The sequence below is a fragment of the Bacillus mycoides genome (genome assembly GCF_018742245.1).
GTDB lineage: Bacteria > Bacillota > Bacilli > Bacillales > Bacillaceae_G > Bacillus_A > Bacillus_A cereus_U.
Genome location: NZ_CP036132.1, coordinates 997,927 through 1,013,667, shown reverse-complemented (window position 1 = coordinate 1,013,667; position 15,741 = coordinate 997,927). Strand labels below are relative to the sequence as shown.

Below are 15,741 nucleotides of genomic sequence, written 5' to 3'. Positions count from 1 at the left end.
ATTTTTAATCGCGCTTATACTATATATGTAACTTAAAATTACACTTCGTTTACTTGTAGAGGATAATCTTCTTTTTACAAAATGAAGTTTTAATTTATATTCAATTCACTTTCTCATGGTATAATTTCATTTCTCTAGACATTCAAATATTTTATTACGAAACGTATACTATATGGAGGCAAAAAATAAGAATGACAAAGAAAACAATAATAACTTTAGTAACCACCCTAACATTAGCTTGCGGATGCACAGTAGCATTAGATGCGCCAAACCAAACTAATACTGCTTCTCTGAAAACGGAGACTTTCACAGGATATGTTATTTCAATTGACACTGTATACATACTCGTTGCAGATACCCCTACAAAAAAGGAAGCACTTTCCTACTCCGAGATGGAAGCAATAAAATTTATTCCAAACAAACTATTAAAAATTCCTATCGAAAAAAATAGGAATTATCAATTGGGGGATAAACTCTTTATATCTTTCGGCGTAACAACTAAATCTACACCACCAATTGCAAATGATGGTGCCATTGAAAAAATACCTAATGAATAGTACCTTAGGAACTTTTGATTCCATCAATGGCTCCTTTCTTTTTTAAATAACATTTTTTATAAAACACTTCCTCAGCAAATTACATATAATAAACCGAATAGTCGTTACAATACATTCACCTAAAGGGCGTCTTTCTCCCAAGGCACTCTTTAATTTTGAAATAAAGATTTTGTCCTAGTTTTCTATAGTCAAGACCACTAAATTAAAAAGAGAACTCGTTTAATGAAGGGCTCCATCGTTAGACAGGTGCACTTTTAAGAAACGTTATATAATTTATAAATATTTAAATAACAAAAAAACCACCTAATGGGGAGCCCCTTCAGGTGGTTCTCTATTTTACGCTAACGCAGCTGCCTGCTCTTGTTGATCTACAGGAATTACAGCGTCTCTTAATGCTTTTTCTAGTTCAGCTGTGTATTTCATTTGCTCTTCTTTGCTCCAGCCTAGTTTTGCAGCCATGTAGTTGATTACTGCTTCTTTCCACTCGTATACCCAGTGGATGTTGAAGAATACAGCGCCTCTGCGGCGTACGAAGAAGTCAACTGGTTTTGCTGTCATTTCGTAATCCATTGCGTATACAAGTGGGATTAGAACGTCTAGCGGCATGTTGTATTCTTTCGCTTCGTCTTTATGTTTTTTCGCTAGGCCGAACAGTACGTCAACGTTAGAGCCGTAGAATTTCGCGAATTCTTCAGCTTGAGCTGTCGTTAAACCATATTTCGTACCTTCTCCTACTTTTTTCGCGATAAATGCTGAGAATCCGTGTGAACCACTTACATGACCACCAGAGATTGGCATGTGTTTCGTATCGCTCTTCGGATATGCGCTATGTCCTTCTTTTTGTAATAGATTCGTTACGTAGTCTACTACCATTTCAGCCATTTTGCGGTATCCTGTTAATTTTCCGCCCGCGATTGTAATTAAACCAGATTCAGAAGTCCAAATTTCATCTTTACGAGAAATTTCAGATGCATTCTTACCTTCTTCATAAATTAACGGACGTACACCAGCCCAGCTTGATTCCACATCTTTTTCTGTAATTTTCACGCTTGGGAACATGTAGTTAATCGCATTAATGATATATGTGCGATCTTCCGTTGTCATGTGCGGTATAGCTGCGTCTTTATCATAGAACGTATCTGTTGTACCTACGTACGTTTTTCCTTCGCGAGGAATCGCGAACACCATACGTTTATCTGGTGTATCAAAGTAAATCGCTTGACCTAACGGGAAACGTTTTTGGTCAATTACTAAATGCACACCTTTTGATAACTGAAGTACTTTCCCTTTTTTAGAGTTATCTTTTTCACGAAGTGTATCTACCCAAGGACCAGCTGCGTTTACAATTTTCTTACCGTAAACTTCGTACACTTCTCCGTCTAGTAAATCGATTACACGTACACCGCATACTTTTCCATCTTTATATAAGAAACTATCTACTTTCGCGTAGTTAACAGCTTTCGCACCGTGATCAATTGCTTCTTTCATTACTTCAATTGTAAGACGCGCATCGTCTGTACGATATTCTACGTAGTAACCGCCGCCCTTTAATCCTTCTTGTTTTACAAGAGGCTCTTTATTTAGCGTCTCTTCACGGTTAAACATTTTTCTGCGCTCGCTTCGTTTTACACCTGCTAAGAAGTCGTATACACGAAGACCAATTGATGTACTAAATGACCCGAACGTGCCGCCTGTATGGAACGGAAGTAACATCCACTCTGGTGTTGTTACATGGGGACCGTTCTCATATACGATCGCACGCTCTTTCCCCACCTCTGCTACCATTTTCACTTCAAGTTGTTTTAAATAACGTAAACCGCCGTGTACAAGTTTCGTTGAACGACTTGATGTACCTGCTGCAAAGTCCTGCATTTCAAACACAATCGTTGATAAACCACGTGTTGCCCCATCTAATGCAATACCAGAACCAGTAATACCTCCACCAATTACGATCACATCTAACTCTTGTTTATTTACTCCGTTTAATACGTCTTTACGTTGTTTACTTGAAAATTTCATGGTAATTCCTCCCTTTGATAACGAAAAAAGAGACCACGAACTCCGCTATAGATTTCGCCTCTATAGCGTGTTGTGGTCTCTCCAAATCTCCTACCGAATTATTAACTTGTCATCATTATAACACTGTTTATGATTATTTGAAAGCTTTTGTTGCTTCAATTGCCTTTTTCCATCCAGCATATAGCTCTTCGCTTGTTTCCGCTTCCATTGCCGGTGTAAAGCGTTTATCCATATGCCACTGTGCTTTAATTTCGTCTTGGTTTTTCCAATATCCAACCGCAAGACCAGCTAAATATGCTGCACCTAAAGCTGTCGTTTCATTGATCACTGGACGCTCTACAGGAACGTCTAACATATCGCTTTGGAACTGCATTAAGAAGTTATTCTTAACTGCTCCCCCGTCAACGCGTAATGTGTTCAGTTCAATACCTGAATCTGCTTCCATCGCGCATAGTACATCTTTCGTTTGGTATGCTAAAGATTCTAGCGTTGCACGAATGAAATGCTCTTTCGTCGTACCGCGCGTTACACCAAACATAGCGCCGCGTACTTCACTATCCCAGTACGGTGTACCTAATCCTACGAATGCTGGTACTATGTATACACCTTCAGTTGATTCAACACGGCTAGCATACACTTCACTCTCACTCGCATCTTTAAACATGCGCATTCCGTCACGTAACCACTGAATTGCAGAACCTGCTACGAAAATACTTCCTTCTAATGCGTAATTCACTTTACCATCTAAACCCCATGCAATTGTTGTTAATAGGCCATGCTCAGAAGCTACTGCTTTTTCGCCTGTGTTCATTAACATAAAGCAACCAGTTCCGTAAGTGTTCTTCGCCATACCTTCACCGAAACAAGCTTGTCCAAATAATGCTGCTTGCTGGTCACCAGCTACACCTGCAATCGGTACATTTTGACCGAAGAAGTGGTAATCAATTGTTTCTCCATATATTTCAGATGATTGACGTACTTCTGGAAGCATGCTCTTTGGTACTGTTAACATGTCTAGAAGCTCATCATCCCACTGTAAGTCGTGAATGTTAAACATTAATGTACGTGATGCATTTGAGTAATCTGTTACGTGCGCTTTACCACCAGACAATTTCCATACAAGCCATGTATCAATTGTTCCGAATAATAACTCTCCGTTTTCCGCTTTTTCTCTTGCACCTTCAACGTTGTCTAAAATCCATTTTACTTTCGTACCAGAGAAGTATGCATCAATTAAAAGACCTGTTTTTTCGCGAACCATCTCGCTATAACCTTTTTCTTTTAACTCATCACAAATTTCAACTGTTTGACGAGATTGCCATACGATTGCGTTATAAATTGGTTTCCCAGTCGTTTTATCCCATACAACCGCTGTTTCACGTTGGTTCGTAATACCGATACCAGCGATTTGTTCTGGCTTCACATCTGCTTCGCTTAAGCAAGTTGCGATAACTGCTAAAATAGATCCCCAAATTTCTTGTGCATTATGCTCAACCCAGCCTGGCTTTGGAAAATGTTGCGTAAACTCTTTTTGAGCTGAATGAACGATTTTTCCTTCTTTATTGAAAAGAATTGCGCGTGAGCTTGTTGTTCCTTGGTCTAATGAAAGAATATATTTTTTCATATCAGTTTCCCCCTATGCTACTTTTCTACTCTTTGTAGTAGTTTCACTTTTTTTACTTGTCATATAAGAGATTGCTAGTACAATCACAGTTGCAATAATCACATAAATAAGTGCTGAATTTTGTTTTCCTTCAAATACAACTTGATGGAATAATCCTGCAAGTGATCCACCTAGAATCGGACCAACTACTGGAATCCATGCATACTTCCAGTTTGAACCGCCCTTTCCTGCAATCGGAAGGAAGAAGTGTGCAATACGCGGACCTAAATCACGAGCCGGGTTGATTGCGTATCCTGTTGTTCCACCTAATGATAAACCAATACTTACAATTAAGAAACCTACGATAAATGGATTTAAACCATCTGCAAATTTATTTGCTCCAATTGCTAATATACCAAATACTAAAACGAATGTTCCAATCATTTCACTTAAAAGGTTTGTAAATGTGTTCGGAATTGCTGGACCTGTTGCGAATACGCCTAACTTTGTTCCTGGATCTTCTGTTTCTTTCCAGTGTGGTAAGTAATGTAAATATACGAGAACTGCCCCGATAATTGCCCCAATCATTTGTGCTGCGATATACATAGGTACGTCACTCCATGGGAACGCTCCCTTAAAAGCAAGTCCTATCGTTAAAGCCGGATTCAAATGTGCCCCACTAATTGATCCAACTGCATACGCTGCCATAGCAACCGCTAAGCCCCAGCCCATTGTAATTACAATCCAACCAGAATCTTTCGCAAACGACTTCTTTAAACTTACACCAGCGCAAACACCGCCACCAAGTAAGATTAACAACGCAGTCCCTATTAACTCTCCTAAAAATGCTGACATAGTATCCCTCCACTATCAATTTTAACGTTTTCAAATGCGATAGAGGTAAAATGAATGGCCATTCGTTTTTTTTTCAAAAGAAAAAGATCCACAGCTTACATGCTTCTATATAATATATAGAAACAATAAAATGTGGATCTCTTCTTTTCTCCGTCACGTTTATTAACTTGTCTATAATGTTAACCTCTAATGAAAGCGGTGTCAACAGAATTTTTTCACATTTCCGTCACTTTTTTTGGTAATGTTTCCATAATTCTTTTTTCGATGTCGTAATTGCTGTCGCACCAGCATTTAACGCTCTTTCAACGTCTTCTACAGTTCGAATAAAACCACCTGCTAAAATCGGTACACCTGTACGCTCTTTCACCTCAGCAATGACACCCGTTAACGCACCAGGAAGCACCTCTATATAATCCGGCTTCGTCTTTTCTAGTAAATTACAGCTCTTTTCCATTGCGCTAGAATCAATTAAAAAGATGCGTTGAATGGAGACGACACCTTTTTGCTTCGCCTTCATAATTACGCTCGCCTTTGTCGATAATAACCCGTACGGTTTATATTCTTGGCATAAAAACTCCGTCGCATGCCCATCACTTTGTAATCCATGGATCAAATCAACATGTAAAAATACTTTTTTATTATGCTGCTTCGCGAGTGACACAACACTCTTCAATTGACCAACATGAATATCTAAAATAACAATATACTCATACGAACTATGTAATAGCTTTTCCAAATCTTTAATTTGCCTCACTGCCGGCAATATCTTCTGTTCATGAAATTCCATTCTAAATGTCCCCTTCTTTATATCATCCTATCCTTTATAGTACACAATTTAAGTGAAAAGAAAAGCTAGTGTAGGGGATTTCTTACAAATCTTTCTCTTATCTATATATTTTCTTCAACTTATCAGAAACCGTACCACCTATAACCATTAATATGAGGGGTAAAAAATTCATTACATATGGTGCATCTGCGACAATTGTAATGCTTGCTCCTACAAACTTATTTACCATCCATACAACAATTTTTGTAATAAACAAAAATACGCCCAGCATGAATAGACTATCAAAAAACACCTTCCATTTTGGATACGCTAATTGTTTACTATCTTCGATTACCTTCTGCGTCAACTCTTCATCGCTCCTCAACAACTCATCAATCGTAATACCGAACAGATCACTTAAATGAATAATAATTTCAATGCTCGGATAGTTCTTTCCCGTCTCCCATTTCGAAACAGACTGCCTACTTACATGAATTTTTTCAGCCAAATCATTTTGCGACCAATTTCGTTTTTCTCGTTCTTCTTTTAAGCGTTCGCTAAAAATCATACTGTTCTTATCACCTCTCTACGCCTAGTATGGTCAAATAAATGATGAAGAGTAAAGCTAGTTATTGTTGCATAGCCTGTGCAACTTGTGCGTTACACTTTAAAATAGCGCTATGCAGTATTTAGATTCCATATACTTTTCTTCTATAATAATTTCCCGAACAATAATACAATGAACGGATGACTAGATTAAGCATAAAAAAATACTCCATCCCTTCTTATCATTCTCCAGAAAGAATAACGTAAAGTTTCATTTTTAAACATTTTCATCAAAAAGAAAAGAAGCTAACAATAAATTGTTAACTTCTCAGCTGAAAGTAAAATATTATCTTTCCTTATCTTCTAATATCTAGGTTGTGATTGAATATTTGTAAGATGAACATCAAACATATCAATGATTTCAAGAAATCTATCAGCTTCACGGAAAACATGGTCTGCTAATAACGGATGAATGATACTCTTTATTTTACATTGCTCAATTAAATCACGTGCTGTTTTCTTAAAATCCCGAAGAGATGTAACGGACACACGATTTTGATCTAAAAATTGATCTAAAAGAGGGACTGTTTGGGATTGTGGCTTCATAGATTCTAAGTCAATTGCTTGATACATCAATTCATCAAAATCATTACTAAAATTCCGTGCTGTATCTACAAGCTTTCTTTCCGATGGATCAAGAAGATGACCAATAAATTTAGCATGGTCTGCCATAATCCTTAAAAAGAAAACATTTTCTTTAATAATAGCATCAGGAAGGGCATCTAATTTCCCTTCATTTAATTGTATTAAACGTTTTCTAAAATAGTCAGCTTCCCTACTTGTATGGTCAACTAACAGTGGAAAGTTATTTTGTCCTGGCAATTTACATGTGAGAATTAATCCTAAAATTTTTCTTTTAAATCCCCAAATATTAGTTGCGGCTTGTTGTACTTCTGAATTAAATCTTTTTATTTGCTCAGGATCTGTTTCATTTGTATAGGAATGCGCTATTTGTTCGATATGTTCAAACAATCGATAAAATTGATTAGCCTCTTCGATTAGTTGAGTATCCTCGCATCTAAACCCCAAGCGAAGAAAAAAAGAATGCTCCTTCATGATTCTAGACCAAAAACGAATTTCATTTAATGAACGCTCAACAAACATTACAGATGTAACACCTGTATCAGGATGTAATGATGTTTCATCCCTATGCATTGTTAATCCCCCCTGTAGATACTGCGCTAGTTCCATTCTTATGAGGAAACATATATATAAATACCATTAATAAAAGTTCATGATGAATCTCGTATACATGTAAAGTTAAACTTATATAACCTGCTCCCCCAGAAGAAAAAGGCTACCACCTAGATATAAAGTTCTCCTAGTTCGTAGCCTTTCAAAATTTCTATTAAAGCAATACCGAATCTTTATCGCTATCCTGATTACGTTTCTCTCGTTCTTCTTCTAAGCGCTTCATATATACTTCGCCTTCTTTTTCGATAAAATCGTTATCCATCTCTTGCTCTTTTTTCGAAGTATATAAAACCATGTAGCCACTTAATACAATCCCAATGATTACAAGATAAATCCACCATGGTAAAATTTCCACTTTCGTTCATCCCTTTCCTTAGACAAGCCTTATTAGTTTCACTCTATGAGGAAAGAAGTGGATTTATGCTTAAATTTTTCATTGTGGATTCTTCGCGAAGAACGCTTGTACATATTCCATAAACTCGATTGGCTCTTGACGGAACGGTGCGTGGTATCCTTTTTCAATGATATGAAACGTACTATTTGTAAATAACTGATGATACAGTTCACCATTATTCCAAGGAACGCTCTTATCGTGCCTACCCCAAATAATCAAAGTCGGCACCTTAATTTTATCCGCTTCCATCGCAACGCGGCGCTCTCTCATTTTCGTAAGCTCATCATAATGCTTTTTATCATTACGACTATTTTTCACTTCATTTTTATTATAATCCGTAATCTCTGTTACAGTTTGTAAGTCCGTCGATAGTGGCGTCACTTCATAACTTTCTTTTTGCTGGAAAGATTCAATCCCTGTAGAATCCGCTAAAATAAGATGCGTAACCGCGTCCGGATATAAGTACGCTAAATTAAGGGACATCTCTCCCCCCATCGAATGACCAAGTACCGCAAATTGATCATATCCAAGTTTCTTCATTAACTTATAATATAAATTCACTTGCGCAGGAAACGAATACTGAAAATCAATCGGCTTAGAAGAACGCCCAAATCCTAAAATATCAACAGCGATAATCGTATGGTCTCCCGCCAGTTCCGGATAAATATCACTAAATCCATCTGAAGAACCACCGAATCCGTGAAGCATAAGTAAGGGCGGTTTTCCCTCACCAATTTGCTTAAAATAAATCGTCTGTCCATCAATCTGCGCCATCTTCTCTTTCGTATTTATCTTCATCATAACAGTATCCTTCACTTCTTCAACCTTCGCAATCGGCTTATCGACGAAGTTACATACTACTAAAAAAACGAGCACAATACCGCTAATCATATAAAACTTAAACCGTTTCAAATTTCCGTCTCCTTTCTTAAGTTGCTATTTAAAGTTTTTACATTTTTTGGTTGTTTTATGATTAATTTTAATTGTAACTGAAATAGTTACAATTATACTAAAAAAATATTACTCACCGCTATTACCGATGGTTGTTATGTAACCATTATAGTTACACATTAAAAGTAAGTCAATTATTTTAATGATAAAAAAACAAGCAATTCTAGCGATTCGCTAAAACTACTTGCTCTTCTACTTATTATCTCTATTTTTACTCTTTAATAAATTCCTTAGTACTTCTCACTGTATCAATCGGACGAACTAATTTTTCGATTTCTTCACGCTTTGGCTCTAAGAACGGAGGTAAAGATAATTTCTCTCCAAGCGTTTCATATGGCTCATCTCCCATAAACCCTGGGCCATCTGTTGCAAACTCGAATAAAATTTGCGGCGCAACTCTTGCATATAATGACTCAAAGAAGTGACGATTTACATAACCAGATGAAGGGAGTCCAACTCGACTTAGTCGCTCAATCCACTCTTCTAATACAGCTCGATCCTCTACGCGGAATGCAGCATGGTGCACTGTACCAAAACCTTGTTGTGCTTCAGGAAGAACCGTATTATGTTCTACAATGACAGAGGCACCATTTCCACCTTCGTTTACTTCAAACAAATAGAATTCTCCTTCTTGAGCAATCTCTTTAAATAATAGAACTTTTTCTAGTACTTCTTTGAAATAACTAAAGTTCGCGATACGAATAAATACAGGTCCTAATCCAGTAATTGCATATTCTAATGGAACTGGACCGTTTTGCCACGGTGTACCTGATTCTATCCCTTTATCCAATTCGTCAGAGATTAATTGATAGTGTTGATCATCAAAGTCAACGAAAGAAAGAGTTTTCTTACCGAATTGCTCTTTAATTCCTGTATGTTCCACTTCAAGACGATCAAAACGTTTCACCCAATATGCTAATGCCGCATCACTTGGAACTCGGAATGAAGTTTTTGAAATTTCATTTGTCCCGTGTACACCTTTCGGAACGCCCGGGAAGTCAAAGAATGTCATATCTGTTCCTGCACTACCTTTATCATCTGCAAAGAATAAATGATACGTTTGAATATCATCTTGGTTTACTGTTTTTTTAACGAGACGCATTCCTAAAACATGAGTGAAAAATTCATAGTTCTTTTCTGCACTACTTGTAATCGCTGTAACGTGGTGTATTCCTTTTAATTGGTTCATTATATATTCCTCCAATAATTTTAATTTATATTTAATGGTTTTATTTCGGCTCGCTGGTCAACGAAGCACGTGTTTATAATAAGTAATCAATTCATTTTACTAGTCAAGTGATAGCTAAAAAATAATTCGTACGAAAGCAATTTAGAGAACGAAGTGTACCTTTCTCATATGAAGCATTTCCTTTCGTTACTATCACTTTACAACTCAAGTGATTAAAAAGCAAGTGTTTTATCTCGAATTCGAGATAAATTTAATATATTATTCATACAAAAAAGCCTCATTAAGTTTTTTAACACTTAATGAGGCCCTTCTATTTACAATCTTAATTATGGAACGTCGGTTTATAGAACGAACGGTTATCAAGAGCAAAGACACGTTCTGTGTATTCGCCTGGTTTTGTACGTCCTAATGCGCGGTCCATCATGTTCATTTTTGCATCTAAGTTATCGATGTAGTGCAGAATTTCTGCTTCTTTTACTAATGGTGGTTTTGGGCTACCCCATTCTGCTTTTCCGTGGTGAGAAAGGACGATGTGCTGAAGAATTAATACTTCTTCTGCATCGATTTGTAGTTCCTCTGCTGCTTTACCAATTTCGTTCACCATGATAGAGATGTGGCCAAGTAAATTTCCTTCTAACGTATACGTCGTAGAAATCGGGCCAGATAGCTCAAATACTTTACCAAGATCATGTAAAATAACGCCTGCATAAAGTAAATCTTTATCTAAAGATGGATACAGTGTAGAAATAGCTTTCGCTAAATCTAACATCGATACGACATGATAAGCTAGTCCAGATACGAACTCGTGATGATTTTTCGTCGCTGCTGGATATTCTAAAAATTCGTTTTGGTGCTTATTTAACAAATGTCTTGTTAGACGCTGAATGTTCGGGTTTCTCATTTCAAATATGTATTGCGTAATTTTCTCGACCATATCTTCTTTTTTTATTGGAGCTTTTTCTACAAAGTCTGAAATGTCCGTTACTTCATTCTCATTCGCAACACGGATTTGTTTCACACGTAATTGAATACGTCCTTTGTAGTTTAGAATATCGCCAGCTACTTTAACGATCGTTTCCGCTACATATTGTTTCTCAACTTCTGGTGATACATCCCATAGCTTCGCTTCAATATCTCCACTTGGGTCTTGTAAGATTACTGTTAAAAACGGCTTGCCATTGCTTGCGAGACCTTTTGTCGCTGTTTTAATTAACAAGAAAACATCGACTTGTTCACCAACTTCATATTCTACAATTTTCTTTTTCATTCGAATTCCTCCACCAAATCAGTTACTTTTAGTATAGCATACTACAACTCATTTTCTTTACGCTTACGCGTTAATTTTATAATCTCATTTTCTGTAAAATACGTGAGTAGATGCGCATGGCACGTAAAGAAGATAACTTGTCTATCTTTCGCAATTTCCTTTATTAGTTCAATCGTTCGATTCGTCCTTACCGCATCAAAATGCACGAAACTATCATCAATAATAAATGGATAATCATGCTCAAACGTTTTCGCTAGTGCAAATCTTAACGATAAATATAACTGCTCCGCTGTCGCTTGGCTTAGTTCATGGCTGTAAAAACGCATACCATCGTTACGTTCGACAATGAACGGTTCCGCCTCTGACGGTGAGAATATTTTACTATATCGTCCGCCCGTTAAATACACGAAATACTCTTCAGATTTTTGTAAAATGCGCGGAAGATGCACTTCATGATAATATTGCTTCGTTTTCGTTAATACTGTCTTCGCGGCCGCATATGCAGCCCACTTCTTCACTTGTTCACGCACTTGTGATTTTTTCATTTCCCACTCATGTAGTAAATCACCATACGTACTGCCTTCTTCTAAATTCGCAATTTCTATTCGATGCTTCGCAATACGCTCTGTCAGTTCTTTCTCCCCTGCAAGACAGTTTTGCGCGGCTGTAATTTCTTGCTTTAATTTTTCATCATAACCGTCAGCCTCATAATGCTCAGCTAATGACAAACTCGTTAAGCGCTGTTCTAACAGATCAATTTGAGGTAATAAACGCCCCACTTGCTTATCCGCATCTTCACGTTTCTCTGCCAGTTTACCTGCTTCTAAAAACATCTCTTCATCTGTAGATTCTGCAATATGCCATAACCCATCTCGCTCTACTAGCAGTTGTTTTAATTGCTCTTGCATGAACTCATATTCTTCTTGCCATTCCGCCAGCTTCTCTTTCAGCTGCTTACAAGTTTGGCGCTTTTCTTTCTCATTTTGCATACGACTTTTCGCCTCATGCAAATTACTATACTCTTTACTACCGATAACAGTTTCTAGTTTATGCTCAAAGTGCGAAATCATTTCATACAATGAAGATTTCCGCGCACTTTGCTTCTCTAAATCACGATATAATTGCTGCATTTTTTCAATACGCTCAAACGCCGGCAATATGTGCGCATACGTATAAAATTCAGGGAACATATAGCGCGTTTTATACGCATCTACTTGTTCTCTCATACGGAAAGTTTCCCTCTCCCATTCTTCATACGATGAAACGACTTTATCATAAGCACGTTCCATTTGCTGTAACTTATACGCCTCGCGTTCAAATAGCTTACTAAGCTCTTCATCTTTTTCTAACTGATAGCGCACGGACATCGCTTCTTCACTTTGGCGCCCACCAGCACTTTGCTGAAGAGTAAGGAGCTCTTCTTGTAATCCACTTGACGAATCTTTATATAAAACGAGAGCAAGGACAATCCCTACAAAAACAATCACACTAATAAATAACAGCACGCGGTTATCTATAAATAGACTCGTGAATAAAACAAGCGTGTTAATAAGAAGTAACAGAAGACAAATTCTTTGCCACTGTTTTTTCTTTTGCATAGCCGCTCCTGCTTTTTCCTCATACTTGCGCTTCATTCTTTCTGCGCCCATACCTAAGAATGCAGCATCCTGAAATGATTTTTCTTTCTCAACTAACGTATTTCGTTCTTCATCAGCTAACATTTGTTTCTTAATCTGTCTTATATTTTCTTCTTGCTCTTCTAATTGCTCTTGAGCCGTTTTAAAACGATCATCTAGTTGTGCTTTTTGCGTTTCTAATTCGCGCGCCTTTTGCACAGTTTGCGTAATTAATTCTTTCGTCGCTAAACTTATATCAAATGAAAGAACAGTCTCTTGTTCAAAAGTAGCACCAATTTGTTGCTGTAGTTCTGCGATTTCTTCTTTTATATTCGCAATACTTCCTGTCATATCACGCATTTCTTGACGTGCATTTTCATAAGACATATGCTGCATACGAAGTTCTTCTACATAACTTTCTTTTTGTAAAAATGCTTCATCTATTTTTGTGGAATCAATTTCTGATTGCACTGTTTCTATCTTTTTTTGAAGTGAATCTACTTGTACTTGCAGCGGTTCTATCTTTGCCTTTACCGCCTCATAGCGCGCCATCCCGTTTACAGGAAACTGCCCGTTTTCGTTTTCTAACACTTTCTCGTGCGCACTCTTTTCAATAACGAGAGGCTCCAGCGCTGCTAATATTTCATAGTCTTGCTTTCGTCTTTCGGCTGACTCTTTTTCCGCACGAACAGAAGCAAGTTTCTCTTCACTTTCTTTTAACTGCTCGACCTGTTTTTCATACGTGCCAATCTTCCCTTGCCACTCTTTCATCTTTTCCTCAATTTTCTTCATCTCTTGCAGTGACACGTTAATTTCAGGATTACGACCACTCGGCTTAAAACGCTGATTCATTTCTTTTTCTAATTTCTTATCTAACTGCAATAACGCATCGCTTCCGACTGCACTGGCCGAAAATAAATAATTACCGATATCCGCTTCGCCGAGCTGATGAATATTTTGAAGACCATGCATATCAAATGAAAAAACAGAATCAAATAAACTTTCATTCACACCGCTTAATATATCGTTTAAAATATCTTCGCCGCCAGTTTTCCCGTCTTCAAAATAAACGGTCACTTCACCAGATGCCGTCTTTGGCAATCGTTCAATTTTCAAACGGCCGTACTTCTCTGTTTGAACAGTCATCGCCCCGCCGTACTTTCCGCCTTCTTTCGGCTCATAACGGCGCTGTCCTCTCGTCGGAAAACCAAATAATATACTTTTCATAAACGAGCGAATTGTCGATTTCCCCGCTTCATTTTCACCGTACAACACCGTCAGCAATGAAAGATCCATTTCCACATTTTCTAATTTTCCGTACCCATAAATATGGAGTTTTTCAATTCTCATTTTTTATCCCTCTCTTGCTGGAATAATTGCTCTAAAATAATATTTTCCGCTTCCTTTTGAATCTCTCTCTTCTCTTCTTCTGTAAAAGATTCAATACTATTACGTGCTACAGGAGATGTCCAAATCGTACGCAACACTCCGTCCATATTTGTGAAAGCTTCTAACTCTTTTAGCACACTACCGACGAAATGATTTTCTTCTTTCAAACGCTCAATTTCCGCAAAAGAAACCGTCTCATTTTTCCACTTCATCGCATACACAAAGTCTTTTCGCTCTTCTCCCGCTGCTAAAATATGAAAAATCTCTTCCACGCGCTTGTCTTCACGTAAATAAGGAGAAAGTGGTCCCTGCCCTATAAATACAACAGTTAAAAGCGTGCCTTCCTCTTCTCTTCGGCATTCATTCATCGCACTTGACGCGCTCGTCATAAGATCATCAACAGTTTCAAGTCCATCGATACTCACTTCTATCTCATCCCATACAACATCCGCCGTATGGAAAAATGAACAATGCGATCCTTGTTTCGTGAGTTCAATAAGATATGCACCTTTCTCGCCGGTCTCCTTACGATGACGCCCTTGTATGTTACCTGGATAAATAATATACGGCTCTTCCGATAGAATTTCACGTTTATGTATATGGCCAAGAGCCCAATAATCAAACTGCTTTTCTTTCAGCTCACGAATTTGAAACGGTGCATAGCGATTATGCTCTGCATCCCCTTCCACACTCCCGTGAAGCATCCCAATATGAAAAGGCGCATCACTCATTTTCATATACTGCGCTGTCATATTATCCGTTACTGCTTGCTGCAAATAACTAAAACCATAAATAGAAGCTAACAGTTCACCATTTTTATAAAATGATTTCTCTTCTACATAAGGCTCCGTAAACACATGAATATTTTCCGGAAACTCAATTGCTGCCCAGCTTCCTCCTAAATGATCGTGGTTACCGTGGATAATAAAAACGGGAATATCGTACTGCGAAAGTCTCTTCATTTGCTCACGCACAAACACTTGCGCCCTCAAACTTCTCGTCTCCGCATCATACAAATCCCCAGCTAGTAATACGAAATCAACGCGCTCTTGAATCGCTTTATCAACAATACGCTCAAATGATTCAAACGTACTTTGCTTCATTCTCTCCCAAACAGACTGTGGTACATTCATTTCCATCCCTTTAAACGGACTATCCAAATGCAAATCAGCCGCATGTATAAACTTCACTTGTTTCACAAATAACGATCCTTTCTATATTTCAAAAGTTTCATTTTATCAATATTAAAATAGCTGAAAACTAATAATTAGTGGGATGAAAAGACTCCCCCGCTTATTACACCTTATTTTACCACGCAATGTCATATATTTCTTT

The 15,741-nt window shown here is 37.6% G+C and carries 13 protein-coding genes; 1 reads left to right on the top strand and 12 read right to left on the bottom strand.

Annotated features, from left to right (window positions below):
* The first annotated feature begins 191 nt into the window (after window positions 1-191).
* Window positions 192-557: a DUF3221 domain-containing protein gene (locus EXW56_RS05165; protein WP_002201496.1), complete on the top strand. Its 366-nt coding sequence runs from the start codon at window positions 192-194 to the stop codon at window positions 555-557.
* Between the two features lie 336 nt (window positions 558-893).
* On the opposite strand, the gene glpD is transcribed toward EXW56_RS05165, so the two are convergent.
* The 12 genes from glpD to EXW56_RS05105 form a co-directional block, all read right to left on the bottom strand.
* Window positions 894-2,576, bottom strand: a complete 1,683-nt coding sequence (glpD, locus tag EXW56_RS05160) for an aerobic glycerol-3-phosphate dehydrogenase (protein WP_002201497.1) — start codon at window positions 2,574-2,576, stop codon at window positions 894-896.
* A 133-nt stretch (window positions 2,577-2,709) separates the two neighbouring features.
* Complete coding sequence (gene glpK / locus EXW56_RS05155) at window positions 2,710-4,200, bottom strand: glycerol kinase GlpK (RefSeq protein WP_215597264.1); 1,491 nt, start codon at window positions 4,198-4,200, stop codon at window positions 2,710-2,712.
* Window positions 4,201-4,212: 12 nt separating this feature from the next.
* Window positions 4,213-5,034, bottom strand: coding sequence for a glycerol uptake facilitator protein GlpF (gene glpF, locus EXW56_RS05150; RefSeq protein WP_215597263.1), 822 nt, complete (start codon window positions 5,032-5,034; stop codon window positions 4,213-4,215).
* Between the two features lie 226 nt (window positions 5,035-5,260).
* A complete protein-coding gene (gene glpP, locus EXW56_RS05145) occupies window positions 5,261-5,821 on the bottom strand; it encodes a glycerol uptake operon antiterminator GlpP (RefSeq protein ID WP_000394293.1) in 561 nt (186 codons plus the stop codon).
* A gap of 97 nt (window positions 5,822-5,918) precedes the next feature.
* Window positions 5,919-6,368 carry a helix-turn-helix domain-containing protein gene (locus EXW56_RS05140; RefSeq protein WP_215597262.1) on the bottom strand — a complete coding sequence of 150 codons (450 nt, stop codon included), beginning with the start codon at window positions 6,366-6,368 and terminating at the stop codon, window positions 5,919-5,921.
* 341 nt (window positions 6,369-6,709) lie between these two features.
* Window positions 6,710-7,561 carry a DUF2935 domain-containing protein gene (locus EXW56_RS05135; protein WP_000554485.1) on the bottom strand — a complete coding sequence of 284 codons (852 nt, stop codon included), beginning with the start codon at window positions 7,559-7,561 and terminating at the stop codon, window positions 6,710-6,712.
* A gap of 193 nt (window positions 7,562-7,754) precedes the next feature.
* Window positions 7,755-7,955, bottom strand: coding sequence for a sporulation YhaL family protein (locus tag EXW56_RS05130; RefSeq protein WP_002064098.1), 201 nt, complete (start codon window positions 7,953-7,955; stop codon window positions 7,755-7,757).
* Window positions 7,956-8,033: 78 nt separating this feature from the next.
* Entirely contained in the window at window positions 8,034-8,906 is an 873-nt protein-coding gene (locus EXW56_RS05125) for an alpha/beta fold hydrolase (protein WP_002201502.1), read from the bottom strand.
* 250 nt (window positions 8,907-9,156) lie between these two features.
* On the bottom strand, window positions 9,157-10,134 hold the full coding sequence (locus tag EXW56_RS05120; protein ID WP_070138888.1) for a ring-cleaving dioxygenase: 978 nt from the start codon (window positions 10,132-10,134) through the stop codon (window positions 9,157-9,159).
* 322 nt (window positions 10,135-10,456) lie between these two features.
* Window positions 10,457-11,401: a 3'-5' exoribonuclease YhaM gene (yhaM, locus tag EXW56_RS05115; protein WP_002201504.1), complete on the bottom strand. Its 945-nt coding sequence runs from the start codon at window positions 11,399-11,401 to the stop codon at window positions 10,457-10,459.
* 41 nt (window positions 11,402-11,442) lie between these two features.
* Window positions 11,443-14,367 carry an ATP-binding protein gene (locus EXW56_RS05110; protein ID WP_204208919.1) on the bottom strand — a complete coding sequence of 975 codons (2,925 nt, stop codon included), beginning with the start codon at window positions 14,365-14,367 and terminating at the stop codon, window positions 11,443-11,445.
* A complete protein-coding gene (locus tag EXW56_RS05105; protein WP_215558089.1) occupies window positions 14,364-15,605 on the bottom strand; it encodes a metallophosphoesterase family protein in 1,242 nt (413 codons plus the stop codon). The genes EXW56_RS05110 and EXW56_RS05105 overlap by 4 nt, the downstream gene beginning before the upstream one ends.
* Window positions 15,606-15,741: the final 136 nt, after the last annotated feature.